Origin of the sequence: Staphylococcus sp. AS1337 (assembly GCF_051408735.1) — a bacterium.
Classification (GTDB): Bacteria; Bacillota; Bacilli; order Staphylococcales; family Staphylococcaceae; genus Staphylococcus; species Staphylococcus xylosus_B.
Window position 1 is genome coordinate 38,982 of record NZ_JBOIHZ010000006.1, and the last position, 15,509, is coordinate 54,490.

The window sequence follows — 15,509 nt, forward strand, 5'->3', positions numbered from 1 at the left end:
ACTTCTCAAAGTAAAGTTTTCAAGTAATATGCCACAATTTTTAAATTGGAGGACGCATATGGATAAAGAATATGTGGTAATCGGCCTAGGCCGATTCGGTGGCAGTATAGTAAGAGAATTAAATGCATTAGACATGGATGTTATGGCAATAGATATGAATGAAGCTCGAGTAAATGAATACAGTGATATTGCAACACACGCTGTTGTTGCAGATACAACGGATGAAGCTGTAATGAAAAGTTTAGGCATCAGAAACTTTGATCATGTTATTGTTGCAATTGGAGAAAATATTCAATCTAGTACCTTAACGACTTTAATTTTAAAAGAGTTAGGTGTGAAGAAGGTAACAGCAAAAGCACAAAACGATTATCATGCCAAAATTTTAAATAAAATTGGTGCTGATACCGTTGTACACCCAGAACGAGATATGGGTAGAAGAATTGCGCATAATGTTGCTAGTGCAAGTGTGTTAGATTATTTAGAGCTGGCAGATGAACATTCCATAGTTGAAATCAAAGCAAGTGAGAAAATGGCAGGTCAAACAATTATACAATTGGATATTCGTGCACAATTTGGCATTAGTATTATTGCTATTAAACGTGGTAGAGAAATCTTAGTATCGCCAGATCCTAACTTGAGTATAGAAATAGGCGATATTTTAATAATGATAGGACACGATAACGATTTAAATCGTTTCGAGAAAAAAGTAGTGAGGTAATCATTACTAAACTACTAAAGTTAGTAATTTATGAATAGTTATAATAATTATATATTTCATAACAGTTAATAATAGAAAATGCGCTTAAAAGCAGCTACTTATAGGATGGCTACTTTTAAGCGCATTTTTTAAAAGTTGCTTAAGAAGTGGTTGTTTGAAATTCAATAAAAAAAGATGAAGTTGGGACGTCATTTAAAGTCTCAACTTCATCTTTTTATTAGAATTTACTAAACGAATTGTTATTAATTACTTTTAATTTTTATTAGGTTTGTTATCGCAAATCAACATTTTGTACAATGTATTACTATTCTTTGTTTGATGATGTATCTGTTGAATCTGTCGATTGCTTCTTATTAATATTTTGTTTTGGTTTTTTATTATTAACCTTTTTATTATTCTTATCTGTTGGTTTTTTAGATTTAGCAGGTGCCTTCGTGTTGTTTTTCTTAGGTTTAGGCTGATTATTATTAGGCTTTTTAGAAAATGATTGATTATCATCTTCATTAACTTTCATAATAACTGGTAATATCATTGGTTTACGTGCAGTTTTCTCAAATAGATAAGGTTGCAACGTTTCAATAATAGATGATTTAATTTGATGCCATTGAATCTCTGGATTTTGATTTAATTTAGCAATTACATCTGTTTTGATTCTACGTTGAGCATCGTAAATCAGTTGTCCTGATTCTCTCATATATACGAAACCTCTTGAAATAAGGTCTGGACCTGATAAAAGTGTATTCGTATTAAAGTCTATACTTACTACAACGATTACTAAGCCTTCTTCAGACAATAGTTTTCTATCTCGAATAACTACATTACCAATATCTCCAATACCACTACCATCGACAAGTACGTTTCCTGAAGGAATTCTACCAGCTTTACGCGCTGTATCTCGTGTTAAAGCTAACACATCACCTATATCAAATATAAAGACATTATCGGGTTCAACACCACATTCAATTCCGGATTGACCGTGCGCTTTTAGCATGCGGTATTCACCATGAATTGGTAGGAAGAACTTAGGGCGTAATAAACGTAACATCAACTGTTGATCGCCTTTTGAACCATGTCCTGAAGTATGAATGTTTGATACTTTATTATGAATAACTTCTGCACCAGCACGGTATAGTGAGTTGATCGTACGGTTGATACTCTTTGTATTACCTGGGATAGGTGATGAACTAAAGACAACTGTATCTTCAGGAATTATTTTAATTTGTTTGTGTGTACCATTAGCGATTCTTGAAAGTGCAGCCATTGGCTCACCCTGTGAACCGGTACATAAAATCAAGAGTTCATGTTTCGGAACTGTATTGATTTTATTGGGTTCAACAAATGTTTCTGGTGGCGCTTTGATATAACCTAATTCCATACCAATTTTGATATTGTTTTCCATCGAACGACCAAAAGTTACAATCTTACGATTATGCTTGATTGCAGCTTCTACCGCTTGTTGTACACGGTAAATATTAGAAGCAAATGTAGCAAATATAATTCTACCATTACAATTTCTGAATATTTTTTCGACGTTTTGACCAACTTCGCGTTCACTTAATGTGAAGTCAGGTACTAGTGAATTGGTTGAATCAGAGAGTAAGCACAGAACGCCTTCTTCACCAAGTCTAGCCATTTTAGCTATATTAGCAGGTTCACCAACCGGAGTTAAATCAAATTTAAAATCTCCTGTGTGCACAATATTACCTTCAGGCGTATTTACAATGACACCATATGATTCTGGAATACTGTGTGTAGTTAAGTAGAATGAAACTTCAAAGTGTTTTGATTTAATTACACTACTTTCTTCAATTTCAATAAGTTCCGTAGTTCTTAACAAGTGATGTTCTTCTAGTTTATTTCTAATTAAGCCTAAAGCTAATGGTCCACCATAAATAGGGACATTGATTTTCTTTAATAGGTAGGGCACACCACCTATATGGTCTTCGTGTCCATGAGTAATAAACAGCCCAACGATTTTATCTTGATTCTGCTCTAGGTAAGTAATATCAGGAATAACGTAATCGATACCTAATAAATTGTCGTCAGGAAATTTAATCCCAGCATCGATAATAACGATTTCATCTTGATACTCAACGGCGTAAGTATTTTTACCAATTTCACCTAAGCCACCAAGTGCATAAACCGCAACTTCATTTTTATGAATTTGTTTCATTATTCAGCTTGCTCCACGTTGAAATGATCTGATTGTTTTTCATACTCTAAATGTGCGCCCTCTAATTTAGTTATAAATTCAATATTAAAATTACGGTTTTTTAGATATCTTCTAACTTGCTCTTCTGTTTGTCCTTCAACATAAATCGTTTGTGTGTTTTCACGTACGATTACTTCTTCACTGTTATGTTGATAAAATACTTTAAATACTGTCATTTTATTATTTTCCTCCTAAAAATCATCTATTGATTTTCTTTTTATTTTATTGTAAAACCCTAGTGGTATAAGTGGAATGAAAACGATGAAGATTATAAAGTATCATCATTATTTTCAAAAACGTGATGTTTACGCTGCCATTATATAAATAGAACATACTAGTTATCCCAGTATGCTGCTAGGGCGATTTTCTTAATTTCGTTCGATTAGAAAAACACAAATATAATTACTTGTATGTTTTCAGTTATCTCTCATTTTACATGATGTAGTAGAATAAATAAAGCAGTTTTATCTTGTTGCATACCATTAATACGAACAATTATGCTTATATTTTATAAAGAATGTAAAATTAACTTCTTGTTTTTTCAGAAAATTTGTAAAAAAATAAGTTTAAGCTTGAGTAAGAAATGAAAGTTATTATAAGATAATATGAGAAGGAAAAATTATTGTCATTGCAAAATCAGTAGATTATCGTAGTGAACGTGATGTTGAGGGTGATAGAAATGGATCAAGTGAAGAGAATTGTGGAAGATGTAAAAGTTGAAAAAAAACGAACTGATAAAATATTTCAAGATGTAACTTTTGAGGTGCGTGCTGAACAAGTAATCATGTTTTTTAATTATAATGAAATTATTGATAATGTAAATGGAAATCAAATTTATGTAAAACATAATCATGATCCAGAATTTATAGATATTCAAGAGTTAAATTTATTGAAATCAGAATTAAATGAATTAGAAATTCCTTATCATGAACGTAGAGATGACTTTATGTAAAAATACCGTTAGCAACTTGAAATTATCAAATTGCTAACGGTATTTTTTAAACCTGAATAAGCTAGACTTCTACTGCATCATCGTGTGGTTGAAGTGGATTGTTTTGATCAATGTGATCATAGAACATAACACCATTGATATGGTCAATTTCATGTTGAACTACAATTGCTGGGTAGCCTTTCAAACGTAATTTAACTTCTTTACCATCAATATCAGTAGCTTTTACTGTAATTCTATTCTTACGATGGACAAGTCCGGGAATATTTTCATCTACGCTTAAGCACCCCTCGCCAGTAGGTAAATAAGCTTCTTGAATACTATGACTTACTACTTTTGGATTAACTAACATAAGGTCATAGCTTTTACCACTACCATCATCTGGTAAATATACAGCTATCATTTTTTTAGAAACATTGATTTGAGGGGCCGCTAGTCCCACGCCTGAACGTAATCCGTATTTATTAGCAGTTTCCTCATCTTGACTATTAATTAAAAATTCTCGCATTGATTTCAATATATTGCGATTTTCCTCAGAAATCGGTAACGGCACGTCCTGTGCTTTTTGTCGAAGTGTTGGATGTCCATCACGGATAATATCTTTCATTGTTAACATTTGTTCATACACCTTCCTTAATATAAAATATACCAAAACTTAATAGGAAAAATACAGTAATAGATTTGATTTATCATAAAATATTATATAATATATCATACAAATAAAGGAGGATTTCTCAAAATGAAATTAAAATATGGCATCGGTGCAGTAATTGCTTCTACAATGTTAGTCGCAGGTTGTACAACAGATAAAGGTGAAATTAAAGACTACAATGAAAAAGTACAAAAAGCATTTGATGAAGAGAAACCTGTTTCATCAGTGGGTAAAAAATTAAATAGCCTTGAGCAAGAAAAACAAAAATTAGTAAAAGAAATAAACGGAAAAGATCAGAAAGAAGTTAAAGAAACTTCAAAAAAAGTTGTGGAAAACGTAGAGGAAAGGGAAAAAGAGTTTAAAAAAGAAGAAAAAGCTCTTAATGACTCTGAAAAAGAATTTAAAAAAGCACAAGAGCATGTCGATAATATAAGTGATAAACAAAAGAAAAAAGAAGTTGAAGAGTTGAATAATGCGCTTAAAGATAAGTACAAAGCGCACGACAATTATTCTAAAGCTTATAAAAATATTTTGACTAAAGAAAAAGATATGTTCAAGTACACATCAGGTAATCAAGTGGATCAATCTGAAATTGATAAAAAGTCAGAAGCAGTATCAAAATCATATAAAGATATGAATAAAGCATTTAAAAAATATTCAAATGCAATGAACAAAGTTAATCAAGAAAAAGAAGATGTTGATAGTCTTGCTTAAAAATTGAATGCAATACATTTGAAATTTGCGTTAATTGATTATAGCATAATCATTGGGTGCGCTTACATTTAAATGGAAGATTTTAGAATCAGCCACAGAAATTTTAGTGGTACAGTGTTATAATTTTCATTAGTACAGATTAAAAAACTGTATCCATTTTGAGTATTACAGAACTTTTTCAAATTGTTTAACAGTGTAACAGTTTTGTGGTACAATGTGATAGGATAAAATGAATTTCTACTATACGGGAAAGGTTTGGTGAATTGAATGGCTCAGAAATTAAAAGCCCAATTCGATGCAGAGAAGGTATTGAATGATACTGAATCTAAATTTGAAATGATTCAAATTTTGAATGAAGATGGCAATGTTGTTAATGAAGATTTATTACCAGAATTGTCAGACGAGCAATTAGTTGAATTAATGGAAAGAATGGTATGGACACGTATCCTTGACCAACGTTCTATTTCATTAAATAGACAAGGGAGACTAGGTTTCTATGCTCCAACAGCAGGACAAGAAGCTTCACAATTAGCTTCACAATACGCTTTAGAGCAAGAAGACTTTATTTTACCAGGTTATCGTGATGTACCACAATTAATCTGGCAAGGTTTACCTTTAACAGAAGCTTTCTTATTCTCAAGAGGTCACTTTAAAGGAAATAGAATGCCTGAAGGAGTTAACGCTCTAAGTCCACAAATTATTATCGGTGCTCAGTATGTTCAAACAGCTGGTGTTGCATTAGGTATTAAAAAACGTGGTAAACAAGCTGTAGCAATCACTTACACTGGTGATGGTGGTTCGTCACAAGGTGATTTCTATGAAGGTATTAACTTTGCTTCTGCTTATAAAGCACCTGCAATTTTTGTTATTCAAAATAACAACTATGCGATTTCTACACCACGTAGTAAACAAACAGCAGCTACAACATTAGCTCAAAAAGCAATCTCAGTTGGTATTCCTGGTATCCAAGTTGATGGTATGGATGCATTAGCAGTATATCAAGCAACTAAAGAAGCGCGTGATCGTGCTGTAAATGGTGAAGGTCCAACTTTAATTGAAACAATGACATATCGTTATGGTCCTCATACAATGGCTGGTGACGATCCAACTAAATACAGAACATCTGATGAAGATTCTGAATGGGAGAAAAAGGATCCATTAGTACGCTTCAGAAAATTCCTTGAAAATAAAGGCTTATGGACTGAAGAAAAAGAAAATGAAGTTATTGAACGTGCTAAATCTGAAATCAAAGCTGCTATTAAAGAAGCAGACAACACTGAAAAACAAACAGTTGTTGACTTGATGGAAAATATGTATGATGAAATGCCTCAAAATTTAGCTGAGCAATATGAAATTTATAAAGAGAAGGAGTCGAAGTAACCGATGGCACAAATGACAATGGTTCAAGCGATTAATAATGCGCTTAAAACCGAATTACAAAATGATGAAAATGTCTTACTTTTCGGTGAAGACGTCGGTGTTAACGGTGGTGTTTTCCGTGTAACTGAAGGTTTACAAAAAGAATTCGGTGAAGATCGTGTATTCGATACACCTTTAGCGGAATCTGGTATTGGTGGTTTAGCTCTAGGTTTAACTACACAAGGATACCGTCCAGTTATGGAAATACAATTCTTAGGATTTGTATTTGAAGTATTCGACTCTGTAGCAGGACAAATTGCGCGTACGCGTTTCCGTTCTGGTAACTCTAAACAAGCTCCAGTTACAATTCGTGCACCATTTGGTGGCGGTGTGCATACACCAGAATTACACGCTGATAACTTAGAAGGTATTTTAGCTCAATCACCTGGTTTACACGTGGTAATCCCTTCAAATCCATACGACGCTAAAGGATTATTAATTTCTGCAATTAGAAGTAATGACCCAGTTGTATATTTAGAGCACATGAAATTATATCGTTCTTTCCGTGACGAAGTACCTGAAGAAGAGTACACAATTGAAATCGGAAAAGCTAGCGTAAAACAAGAAGGTAATGACATCACACTTATTGCATACGGTGCAATGGTACAAGAGTCATTAAAAGCAGCAGAAGAATTAGAAAAAGAAGGTTACTCAGTAGAAGTAATTGATTTACGTACTGTTCAACCAATTGATATTGAAACACTTGTCGCTTCAGTTGAAAAAACTGGTCGTGCGGTAGTAGTTCAAGAAGCTCAACGTCAAGCTGGTGTTGGTGCAACAGTTGCATCTGAATTAGCTGAGCGTTCAATTCTTTCATTAGAAGCTCCTATTGCAAGAGTTGCAGCGGCTGACACTGTCTATCCGTTTACACAGGCTGAAAATGTTTGGTTACCAAACAAAAACGATATCATTGAAAAAGCAAAAGAAACATTAGAATTTTAATATACTCATTGAATGGAGTAGCTTATACGATACTCCATTCAAGTTTATATATACAACAAAGAAGGTATGAGTAGTATATATAAACCTGTTTTCTAATTTTTGACTTAATATGAATTTTTAGGAGGATAATAACGTGGCATTTGAATTTAAATTACCCGACATTGGTGAAGGTATCCACGAAGGTGAAATTGTAAAATGGTTTGTTAAAGCTGGAGATACAATTGAAGAAGATGATGTATTAGCTGAAGTACAAAACGACAAATCAGTTGTAGAAATTCCATCTCCTGTTTCAGGTACTATTGAAGAAGTTTTAGTAGACGAAGGTACTGTAGCAGTTGTTGGTGATACAATTGTTAAAATCGATGCACCAGATGCAGAAGATATGCAATTTAAAGGTAGCGAAAGTGACGAAGCTGCTAGTGAAGAAACAGAGGCGCCAGCAGAAGAAAGTACACCAGAAGCACCTGCACAATCTTCAAATGATGAAGAAGTAGATGAAAGCAAACGCGTTAAAGCGATGCCTTCAGTTCGTAAATATGCACGTGAAAAAGGCGTTAATATTAAAGCTGTTTCAGGTTCAGGTAAAAAAGGACGTACTACTAAAGAAGACGTTGACGCTTACTTAAATGGCGGTCAATCAACTGCTTCAAACGAAAGTGCAGCAGCTAGCGAAGAAACAACTAGCACAAGCGCTTCACAATCAGCAGCAGTTTCGACTGAAGGGGAATACCCAGAAACTACTGAAAAAATACCTGCAATGCGTAAAGCAATTGCTAAAGCAATGGTTAACTCAAAACACACTGCACCACACGTAACATTAATGGATGAAATTGATGTTCAAGAATTATGGGATCACCGTAAAAAATTCAAAGAAGTTGCAGCTGAGCAAGGTACTAAATTAACTTTCTTACCTTACGTTGTAAAAGCACTTGTTTCTGCACTTAAAAAATATCCAGCACTTAACACAGAATTCAACGAAGAAGCTGGCGAAATCGTGCACAAACATTACTGGAATATTGGTATCGCAGCTGATACAGATAGAGGTTTATTAGTACCAGTAGTTAAAAATGCTGATCGCAAATCTATGTTTGCAATTTCAGATGAAATTAACGAACTTGCTGTTAAAGCTCGTGACGGTAAATTATCAGCTGATGAAATGAAAGGTGCTACTTGTACAATCAGTAACATCGGTTCAGCTGGTGGACAATGGTTCACACCAGTTATCAATAACCCAGAAGTTGCAATCTTAGGTATCGGACGCATTGCACAAAAACCTATCGTTAAAGATGGTGAAATTGTTGCAGCTCCAGTATTATCATTATCATTAAGCTTTGACCACAGACAAATTGATGGTGCTACTGGACAAAATGCTATGAATCATATTAAACGTTTATTAAATAATCCAGAATTATTATTAATGGAGGGGTAAAACATGGTAGTTGGAGATTTCCCAATTGAAACAGATACTATTGTAATCGGAGCAGGACCTGGCGGATATGTTGCGGCAATTCGTGCAGCACAATTAGGTCAAAAAGTAACAATCGTAGAAAAAGGCGAACTTGGTGGTGTATGTCTAAACGTAGGATGTATTCCTTCGAAAGCGTTATTGCACGCTTCGCATCGTTATGACGAAACTAAGAACTCTGAAAATTTAGGTGTAATCGCTGAAAGTGTTTCACTAAAATTTGATAAAGTTCAAGAATTCAAACAATCAGTTGTTAAGAAATTAACTGGTGGTGTTGAAGGATTATTAAAAGGTAATAAAGTTGAAATCGTAAAAGGTGAAGCTTACTTTGTTGATAACAATAGCCTACGTGTTATGGATGATAAAAGTGCTCAAACTTATAACTTCAAAAACGCAATTATTGCAACTGGTTCTAGACCAATTGAAATCCCTAACTTCAAATTTGGTAACCGCGTAATCGATTCTACTGGCGCTCTAAATTTACAAGAAGTTCCTGGTAAATTAGTTGTCGTTGGTGGTGGTTATATTGGTTCAGAATTAGGAACTGCTTTTGCTAACTTTGGTTCAGAAGTTACTATCTTAGAAGGTGCAAAAGACATCTTAGGCGGTTTCGAAAAACAAATGACGCAACCTGTTAAAAAAGGTATGAAAGAAAAAGGCGTTGAAATTGTAACTGAAGCAATGGCTAAATCTGCTGAAGAAACTGAAAATGGTGTTAAAATAACTTATGAAGTAAAAGGCGAAGAACAAACTATCGATGCTGATTACGTATTAGTTACTGTAGGACGTCGTCCTAACACTGACGAATTAGGCTTAGAAGAGTTAGGCCTTAAATTTGCAGATCGTGGATTATTAGAAGTAGACAAACAAAGCCGTACTTCAGCTGAAAACATTTTTGCAATTGGTGATATCGTTCCTGGTTTACCACTTGCGCATAAAGCTAGCTATGAAGCTAAAGTTGCTGCTGAAGTAATCGCTGGTGAAGCATCTGAAGTAGACTACATTGGTATGCCTGCTGTATGTTTCACTGAACCAGAACTTGCTACTGTAGGTTACACTGAAGCTCAAGCTAAAGAAGAAGGTTTAGCAGTTACAGCTTCTAAATTCCCTTATGCAGCTAATGGTCGTGCTTTATCATTAGATGATACAACTGGATTTGTTAAATTGCTAACACTTAAAGAAGATAATACATTAGTAGGTGCTCAAGTAGTTGGTACTGGCGCTTCAGATATTATTTCTGAATTAGGTTTAGCAATTGAATCAGGTATGAATGCTGAAGACTTATCTTTAACTATTCATGCTCACCCAACATTAGGTGAAATGTCTATGGAAGCTGCTGAAAAAGCATTAGGATTACCTATCCATACAATGTAATTTCTTTAGAATTTCATACTAGAATTAAAAAAAGAATGTGACATAACAAGTATTTGTTATCACACTCTGGTAAAAATGTTTGTGATTGAGCATAGCTTAAATTAAGTTATGCTCATCGTAATCATTTATTGCCAATATGACAATTGAGTCCGGGACATAAATAGATGTCTCGGATTTTTTCTATATATACCATTTAGATGATACAAAATATTGGTTTAAAATATAATGAAGATAAGTCAGTTGAATTGGAGGTAATGAACAATGGAATATCAATATCCAATAGATTTAGATTGGACAAATGATGAGATGATGCAAGTCGTGTCATTTTTCAATGCTGTTGAAGCTTATTATGAATCTAAAGTTGAAGGGCAACGCGTACTAGATCGTTATAAGCAATTTAAAGAAATTATACCTGGCAAAGCTGAAGAGAAACAGATCTTTAAAGAATTTGAAAATAGTAGTGGTTATAACAGTTATCAAGTAGTTAAAGCAGTACAAACTTCACCAGAACAAAGATATTTTTCAGCAAAATAAAAATAACTATTGTCATAATAGCTATATTCTGATATTTTTATTAAGCATTAAACAAAATGTTTGATAAGAGTAAACAGAATATGGCTTTTTTATTTTTTTAAGACCATAAATTATAGTTATGATGAAAATTAAAAATTTTCACTATAATTTTTTGAAAAGGTGAAATTAATGGATATAGGTAAAAAAATTAAGAATTTACGTATCATTAAGCATTTAACACAAGAAGAATTAGCAGAACGTACTGACTTATCAAAAGGTTATATATCACAAATAGAAAGTCAACATGCATCGCCAAGTATGGAAACCTTTTTGAGCATATTAGAGGTATTGGGCACGACTCCCAGTGATTTTTTCAAAGAACCACGAACAGAAAAAGTGTTATATAAAAAGGCATCACAAGTTACTTATGATGAATATGATAAAGGATATATATTAAATTGGCCGGTTACACAGTCTAATGAATTTGAAATGGAACCATTATTACTAACGTTGAAAGGAAATGCCTCATACAAAAACTTTGAACCTTCAGAATCAGATACTTTTATCTATTGTTTAAAAGGGCAAATTACTTTGAAATTAGGTGATGATGAGCACCATGCTGTAGAAGGGGATGCGCTTTATTTTAAGGCTAACCAGTTACATAGGTTAATAAACCTAACATCAGAAGAAGCTCAAGTGATGATAGTCGCTACTGCTTCTTATTTATAGGAGGAAATATACATGGAACCTTTATTATCTTTCAAATCTGTAAGTAAAAGTTATGATGATTTACAGATTTTAGACAAGATTGATATTGATATAGAGTCAGGTTATTTTTATACACTACTTGGACCATCGGGTTGTGGTAAAACTACCATATTAAAACTCATTGCTGGCTTTGAGACTGCAGATAATGGAGAGATTATTTATCAAAACAAGAAAATAAATCAAACACCGGCAAATAAACGTAAAGTTAATACAGTATTTCAGGATTATGCGTTATTTCCACACCTTAATATTTATGACAATATAGCTTTTGGATTAAAACTTAAAAAAATGAGTAATTCTGAAATTAAAAGGAAAGTTGAAGAAGCTTTACAGCTTGTGAAATTAACAGGTTATGAGACACGCACAATTGATGGTATGAGTGGTGGTCAAAAACAACGCATAGCAATTGCACGAGCTATAGTTAATGAGCCTGAAATACTATTATTAGATGAATCGTTGTCTGCGCTGGATTTAAAGTTACGTACACAAATGCAATATGAGTTAAGAGAGATACAATCCAGATTAGGAATAACGTTTATTTTTGTAACTCATGACCAAGAGGAAGCCTTGGCTCTTAGTGATTATATCTTTGTTATGAAAGATGGTAAAATTCAACAATTCGGCACACCAACTGATATTTATGATGAACCGGTCAATCGCTTCGTGGCAGACTTTATAGGAGAATCTAATATTGTTGAAGGTACAATGATTGATGACTATTTAGTTAATATTTATGGTCAAGATTTTGACTGTGTTGATATGGGCATAGCTTCTCAGAAAAAGGTTGAGGTTGTTATAAGACCAGAAGATATTAGTTTGATAGCAGCTGCAGAAGGTTTGTTTGAGGTCACTGTTGATTCGATGCTATTTAGAGGCGTTCACTATGAAATTAATTGTATAGACAGAAAAGGCTATGAATGGATGATTCATTCTACTAAAAAAGCAGAAATAGGAAGTAAAGTTGGCTTGTATTTTGATCCTGAAGCGATCCATATTATGGTGCCAGGAGAAACTGAAGCAGAATTTGATCAACGTATCGAAAGTTATGAGGAGCATAACCATGCGTAAAATAAACAAATTCTTATTCATTCCTTATGTGTTATGGATGATACTATTTATTATAGTTCCAGTACTTTTGCTTGTGTACTTCTCCTTATTTGATTTACACGGGCATTTTAGTTTTGACAATTATAAGCAAATTATGACATGGAAATATTTTCGTATGATTTGGGACTCAGTAGTTTTTGCAGCTATTATCACACTCATTACATTGTTAGTCAGTTATCCAGCAGCTTATTTTATTAGGTCCTCAAAATTCCAAAATTTATGGTTATTGATATTAATCATACCTACATGGATTAATTTACTACTGAAGACCTATGCATTTATTGGGTTATTGAGTCATGATGGTATTATCAATCAAATGTTAAGGTTATTACATTTACCTGAAATTGATTTATTGTTTACTATTCCTGCGTTTTTAATTGTAGCAAGTTATATTTATATTCCATTTATGATTTTACCTATTTTTAATAGTATGAAAGACATTCCTAATAATATATTACAGGCATCTAGTGACTTAGGCGCAAGTCCGTTTACTACTTTTAGAAAAGTAATACTTCCATTGACTAAGCAAGGTGTATTAACAGGTATTCAAGTAACGTTCATTCCTGCATTATCATTGTTTATGATAACGAGATTAATTGCAGGAAATAAAGTAATTAATATAGGAACTGCGATTGAAGAGCAATTTCTTGTAATTCAAAATTATGGGATGGGTTCAACGATTGCGCTATGCCTTATTATATTTATGGCGCTAGTCTTGATTATTACTAATACTAAATCTTCGAATGGAAGAGGGTGAAACAAGTGAAATGGTATGGTAAGTTATATATCTACATATTAACGGCAGTATTGTATATCCCGATTATATTTTTAATGCTTTATTCCTTTAATTCTGCAGGTAACATGATTCACTTTGAAGGATTTACATTAGAACATTATCAATCTTTATTTAATAATGAACGTCTCATGGCAGTTATTTTTAATACAATTGCTGTTGCTTTATTAGCAGCAGTGTTTGCAACTGTGATTGGTACGATGGGTGCGATTGCTTTATTTCATTTGAGAAATAAAAAGTTAAAAGTTTCATTATTAACATTAAATAATGTATTGATGGTTTCATCAGATGTTGTTATCGGTGCGTCATTTTTAATTATGTTTACGGCTATTGGCCATTTTACAGGTCTAGGGCTTGGATTCACGACTGTGTTAATTTCTCATATTGCATTCTGTATACCAATCGTTGTCATCATTGTTTTACCTAAACTTTATGAAATGAATGATTACACACTAAATGCAGCGCGTGATTTAGGCGCAACTGAATTTCAAGTATTAAATAAAGTAATGTTACCGCATCTGATGCCTGCAATCATTGGTGGGTTTTTTATGGCCCTCACATATTCACTAGATGACTTTACTGTAAGTTTCTTTGTGACTGGTAATGGATTTAGTGTATTATCAGTAGAAGTTTACGCTATGGCTAGAAAAGGCATTAGCATGGAAATCAATGCTATTTCTACAATATTATTTGTAGTCATTATGTTAGGTATTTTTGGTTATTATTTCATCCAAAATATGATGAAACATAAAAAGCAAGTGAAACGAGGTATACAGCAATGAAGCGATTCTTACAATTAATCATAGTTTCAGTTGTTGTTGGATTGATATGTCTGTTTATCAGTCATAAGTTTACAGCAAAAGACCATTCAAAAAATGGCGAAAAAATTTATGTTTATAATTGGGGAGAATATATTGATCCTAGTTTAATTAAAAAATTCCAAAAGGAAACAGGGATTGAAGTAATCTATGAAACTTTTGATTCTAATGAAGCTATGGAAGCAAAAATACGTAACGGTGGTACACATTATGACGTCGCTTTTCCTAGTGAATATACTGTTCAAAAATTAAAAAGACAAAACATGTTATTACCAATAAATCATGATAAGATTCCTAATATCAAAAATTTAGATTCAGATTATATGAATATGTCTTTTGATAAAAATAATCAATATTCATTGCCATATTTTTTTGGAACTGTAGGAATTATCTATAATAAAAAAGCATATCCTAATGATAATTTTGACTCTTGGAATCAATTATATAATAAAAAGTATAGCAATGATATATTATTAGTAGATGGTGCAAGAGAAGTAATAGGTTTAGCATTGAATAAATTAGGATACAGTTTAAATGATACGAATTCACAACACCTAGAAAAAGCGGAAAGGAATTTAAGACATTTAGGTCCAAACATTAAAGGTGTTGTAGGTGACGAAATCACTATGATGCTAGAACAACATGAAGCGAATGTTGCTGTTGTGTGGAGTGGTGTCGCTGCTCCTATGGTTCAAGGTAGTGATGAATTTGATTATGTTGTGCCTAAAGAAGGTTCGAATTTATGGTTTGATAATATGGTAATACCTAAAACTGCTCAAAATAAAGCAGGCGCATATAAGTTTATGAATTTCTTATTGGACGCACCAAATAATAAGCAGAATACAGAATGGGTTGGTTATGCAACACCAAATAAAGCAGCAAGACATTTACTTCCAGATGAAGTGAAAAATGATGAACGCTTTTATCCATCACAAGAGTCACAAGAAAACTTAGAAGTATACAGAGATTTAGGTAAAGAAACATTGAGTGAATATAACGAAAGATTTTTAAATTTTAAAATGTCATTAAAATAAATCTAAGTTAGTAGTTATTTTGGCGTATTTT

The 15,509-nt window shown here is 33.0% G+C and carries 16 protein-coding genes; 13 read left to right on the plus strand and 3 right to left on the minus strand.

Features of this window, described 5'->3' with window-relative positions; translation table 11 throughout:
* The first annotated feature begins 58 nt into the window (after window positions 1-58).
* Window positions 59-718: a potassium channel family protein gene (locus tag ACSUE0_RS10280; protein WP_017724139.1), complete on the plus strand. Its 660-nt coding sequence runs from the start codon at window positions 59-61 to the stop codon at window positions 716-718.
* 304 nt (window positions 719-1,022) lie between these two features.
* Here the strand turns inward: ACSUE0_RS10280 and rnjA are convergent, their stop codons facing one another.
* Window positions 1,023-2,891 (minus strand): ribonuclease J1, encoded by a 1,869-nt coding sequence (gene rnjA, locus ACSUE0_RS10285; protein WP_436957259.1) that lies wholly within the window; start codon window positions 2,889-2,891, stop codon window positions 1,023-1,025.
* Window positions 2,891-3,106: a DNA-dependent RNA polymerase subunit epsilon gene (locus ACSUE0_RS10290; protein ID WP_119613194.1), complete on the minus strand. Its 216-nt coding sequence runs from the start codon at window positions 3,104-3,106 to the stop codon at window positions 2,891-2,893. The genes rnjA and ACSUE0_RS10290 overlap by 1 nt, the downstream gene beginning before the upstream one ends.
* Before the next feature lie 503 nt (window positions 3,107-3,609).
* On the opposite strand from ACSUE0_RS10290, the gene ACSUE0_RS10295 reads away from it, so the two are divergent.
* On the plus strand, window positions 3,610-3,882 hold the full coding sequence (locus ACSUE0_RS10295) for a hypothetical protein (RefSeq protein ID WP_017724142.1): 273 nt from the start codon (window positions 3,610-3,612) through the stop codon (window positions 3,880-3,882).
* Between the two features lie 61 nt (window positions 3,883-3,943).
* Here the strand turns inward: ACSUE0_RS10295 and def are convergent, their stop codons facing one another.
* Entirely contained in the window at window positions 3,944-4,495 is a 552-nt protein-coding gene (gene def / locus ACSUE0_RS10300) for a peptide deformylase (RefSeq protein ID WP_017724143.1), read from the minus strand.
* Between the two features lie 123 nt (window positions 4,496-4,618).
* On the opposite strand from def, the gene ACSUE0_RS10305 reads away from it, so the two are divergent.
* The 11 genes from ACSUE0_RS10305 (at window position 4,619) to ACSUE0_RS10355 (ending at window position 15,478) form a co-directional block, all read left to right on the plus strand.
* Complete coding sequence (locus tag ACSUE0_RS10305) at window positions 4,619-5,245, plus strand: YkyA family protein (protein WP_119613196.1); 627 nt, start codon at window positions 4,619-4,621, stop codon at window positions 5,243-5,245.
* Between the two features lie 267 nt (window positions 5,246-5,512).
* A complete protein-coding gene (pdhA, locus tag ACSUE0_RS10310) occupies window positions 5,513-6,625 on the plus strand; it encodes a pyruvate dehydrogenase (acetyl-transferring) E1 component subunit alpha (protein WP_107529743.1) in 1,113 nt (370 codons plus the stop codon).
* Between the two features lie 3 nt (window positions 6,626-6,628).
* Entirely contained in the window at window positions 6,629-7,606 is a 978-nt protein-coding gene (locus ACSUE0_RS10315; protein ID WP_017724146.1) for an alpha-ketoacid dehydrogenase subunit beta, read from the plus strand.
* A 133-nt stretch (window positions 7,607-7,739) separates the two neighbouring features.
* Window positions 7,740-9,035 (plus strand): dihydrolipoamide acetyltransferase family protein, encoded by a 1,296-nt coding sequence (locus tag ACSUE0_RS10320; RefSeq protein WP_436957263.1) that lies wholly within the window; start codon window positions 7,740-7,742, stop codon window positions 9,033-9,035.
* A gap of 3 nt (window positions 9,036-9,038) precedes the next feature.
* Window positions 9,039-10,445: a dihydrolipoyl dehydrogenase gene (lpdA, locus tag ACSUE0_RS10325; RefSeq protein WP_119613198.1), complete on the plus strand. Its 1,407-nt coding sequence runs from the start codon at window positions 9,039-9,041 to the stop codon at window positions 10,443-10,445.
* Window positions 10,446-10,706: 261 nt separating this feature from the next.
* Window positions 10,707-10,979 carry a UPF0223 family protein gene (locus tag ACSUE0_RS10330; RefSeq protein ID WP_119613199.1) on the plus strand — a complete coding sequence of 91 codons (273 nt, stop codon included), beginning with the start codon at window positions 10,707-10,709 and terminating at the stop codon, window positions 10,977-10,979.
* A 168-nt stretch (window positions 10,980-11,147) separates the two neighbouring features.
* Window positions 11,148-11,687: a helix-turn-helix domain-containing protein gene (locus tag ACSUE0_RS10335; protein WP_119613200.1), complete on the plus strand. Its 540-nt coding sequence runs from the start codon at window positions 11,148-11,150 to the stop codon at window positions 11,685-11,687.
* Window positions 11,688-11,699: 12 nt separating this feature from the next.
* Window positions 11,700-12,794, plus strand: coding sequence for an ABC transporter ATP-binding protein (locus ACSUE0_RS10340; RefSeq protein ID WP_436957266.1), 1,095 nt, complete (start codon window positions 11,700-11,702; stop codon window positions 12,792-12,794).
* Window positions 12,787-13,590: an ABC transporter permease gene (locus ACSUE0_RS10345; protein WP_119613202.1), complete on the plus strand. Its 804-nt coding sequence runs from the start codon at window positions 12,787-12,789 to the stop codon at window positions 13,588-13,590. The genes ACSUE0_RS10340 and ACSUE0_RS10345 overlap by 8 nt, the downstream gene beginning before the upstream one ends.
* A 5-nt stretch (window positions 13,591-13,595) precedes the next feature.
* Window positions 13,596-14,408, plus strand: coding sequence for an ABC transporter permease (locus ACSUE0_RS10350; RefSeq protein WP_182475121.1), 813 nt, complete (start codon window positions 13,596-13,598; stop codon window positions 14,406-14,408).
* The gene (locus ACSUE0_RS10355; RefSeq protein WP_436957268.1) at window positions 14,405-15,478 is read left to right on the plus strand and encodes an ABC transporter substrate-binding protein; all 1,074 of its coding nucleotides are present in this window, start codon (window positions 14,405-14,407) and stop codon (window positions 15,476-15,478) included. The genes ACSUE0_RS10350 and ACSUE0_RS10355 overlap by 4 nt, the downstream gene beginning before the upstream one ends.
* Window positions 15,479-15,509: the final 31 nt, after the last annotated feature.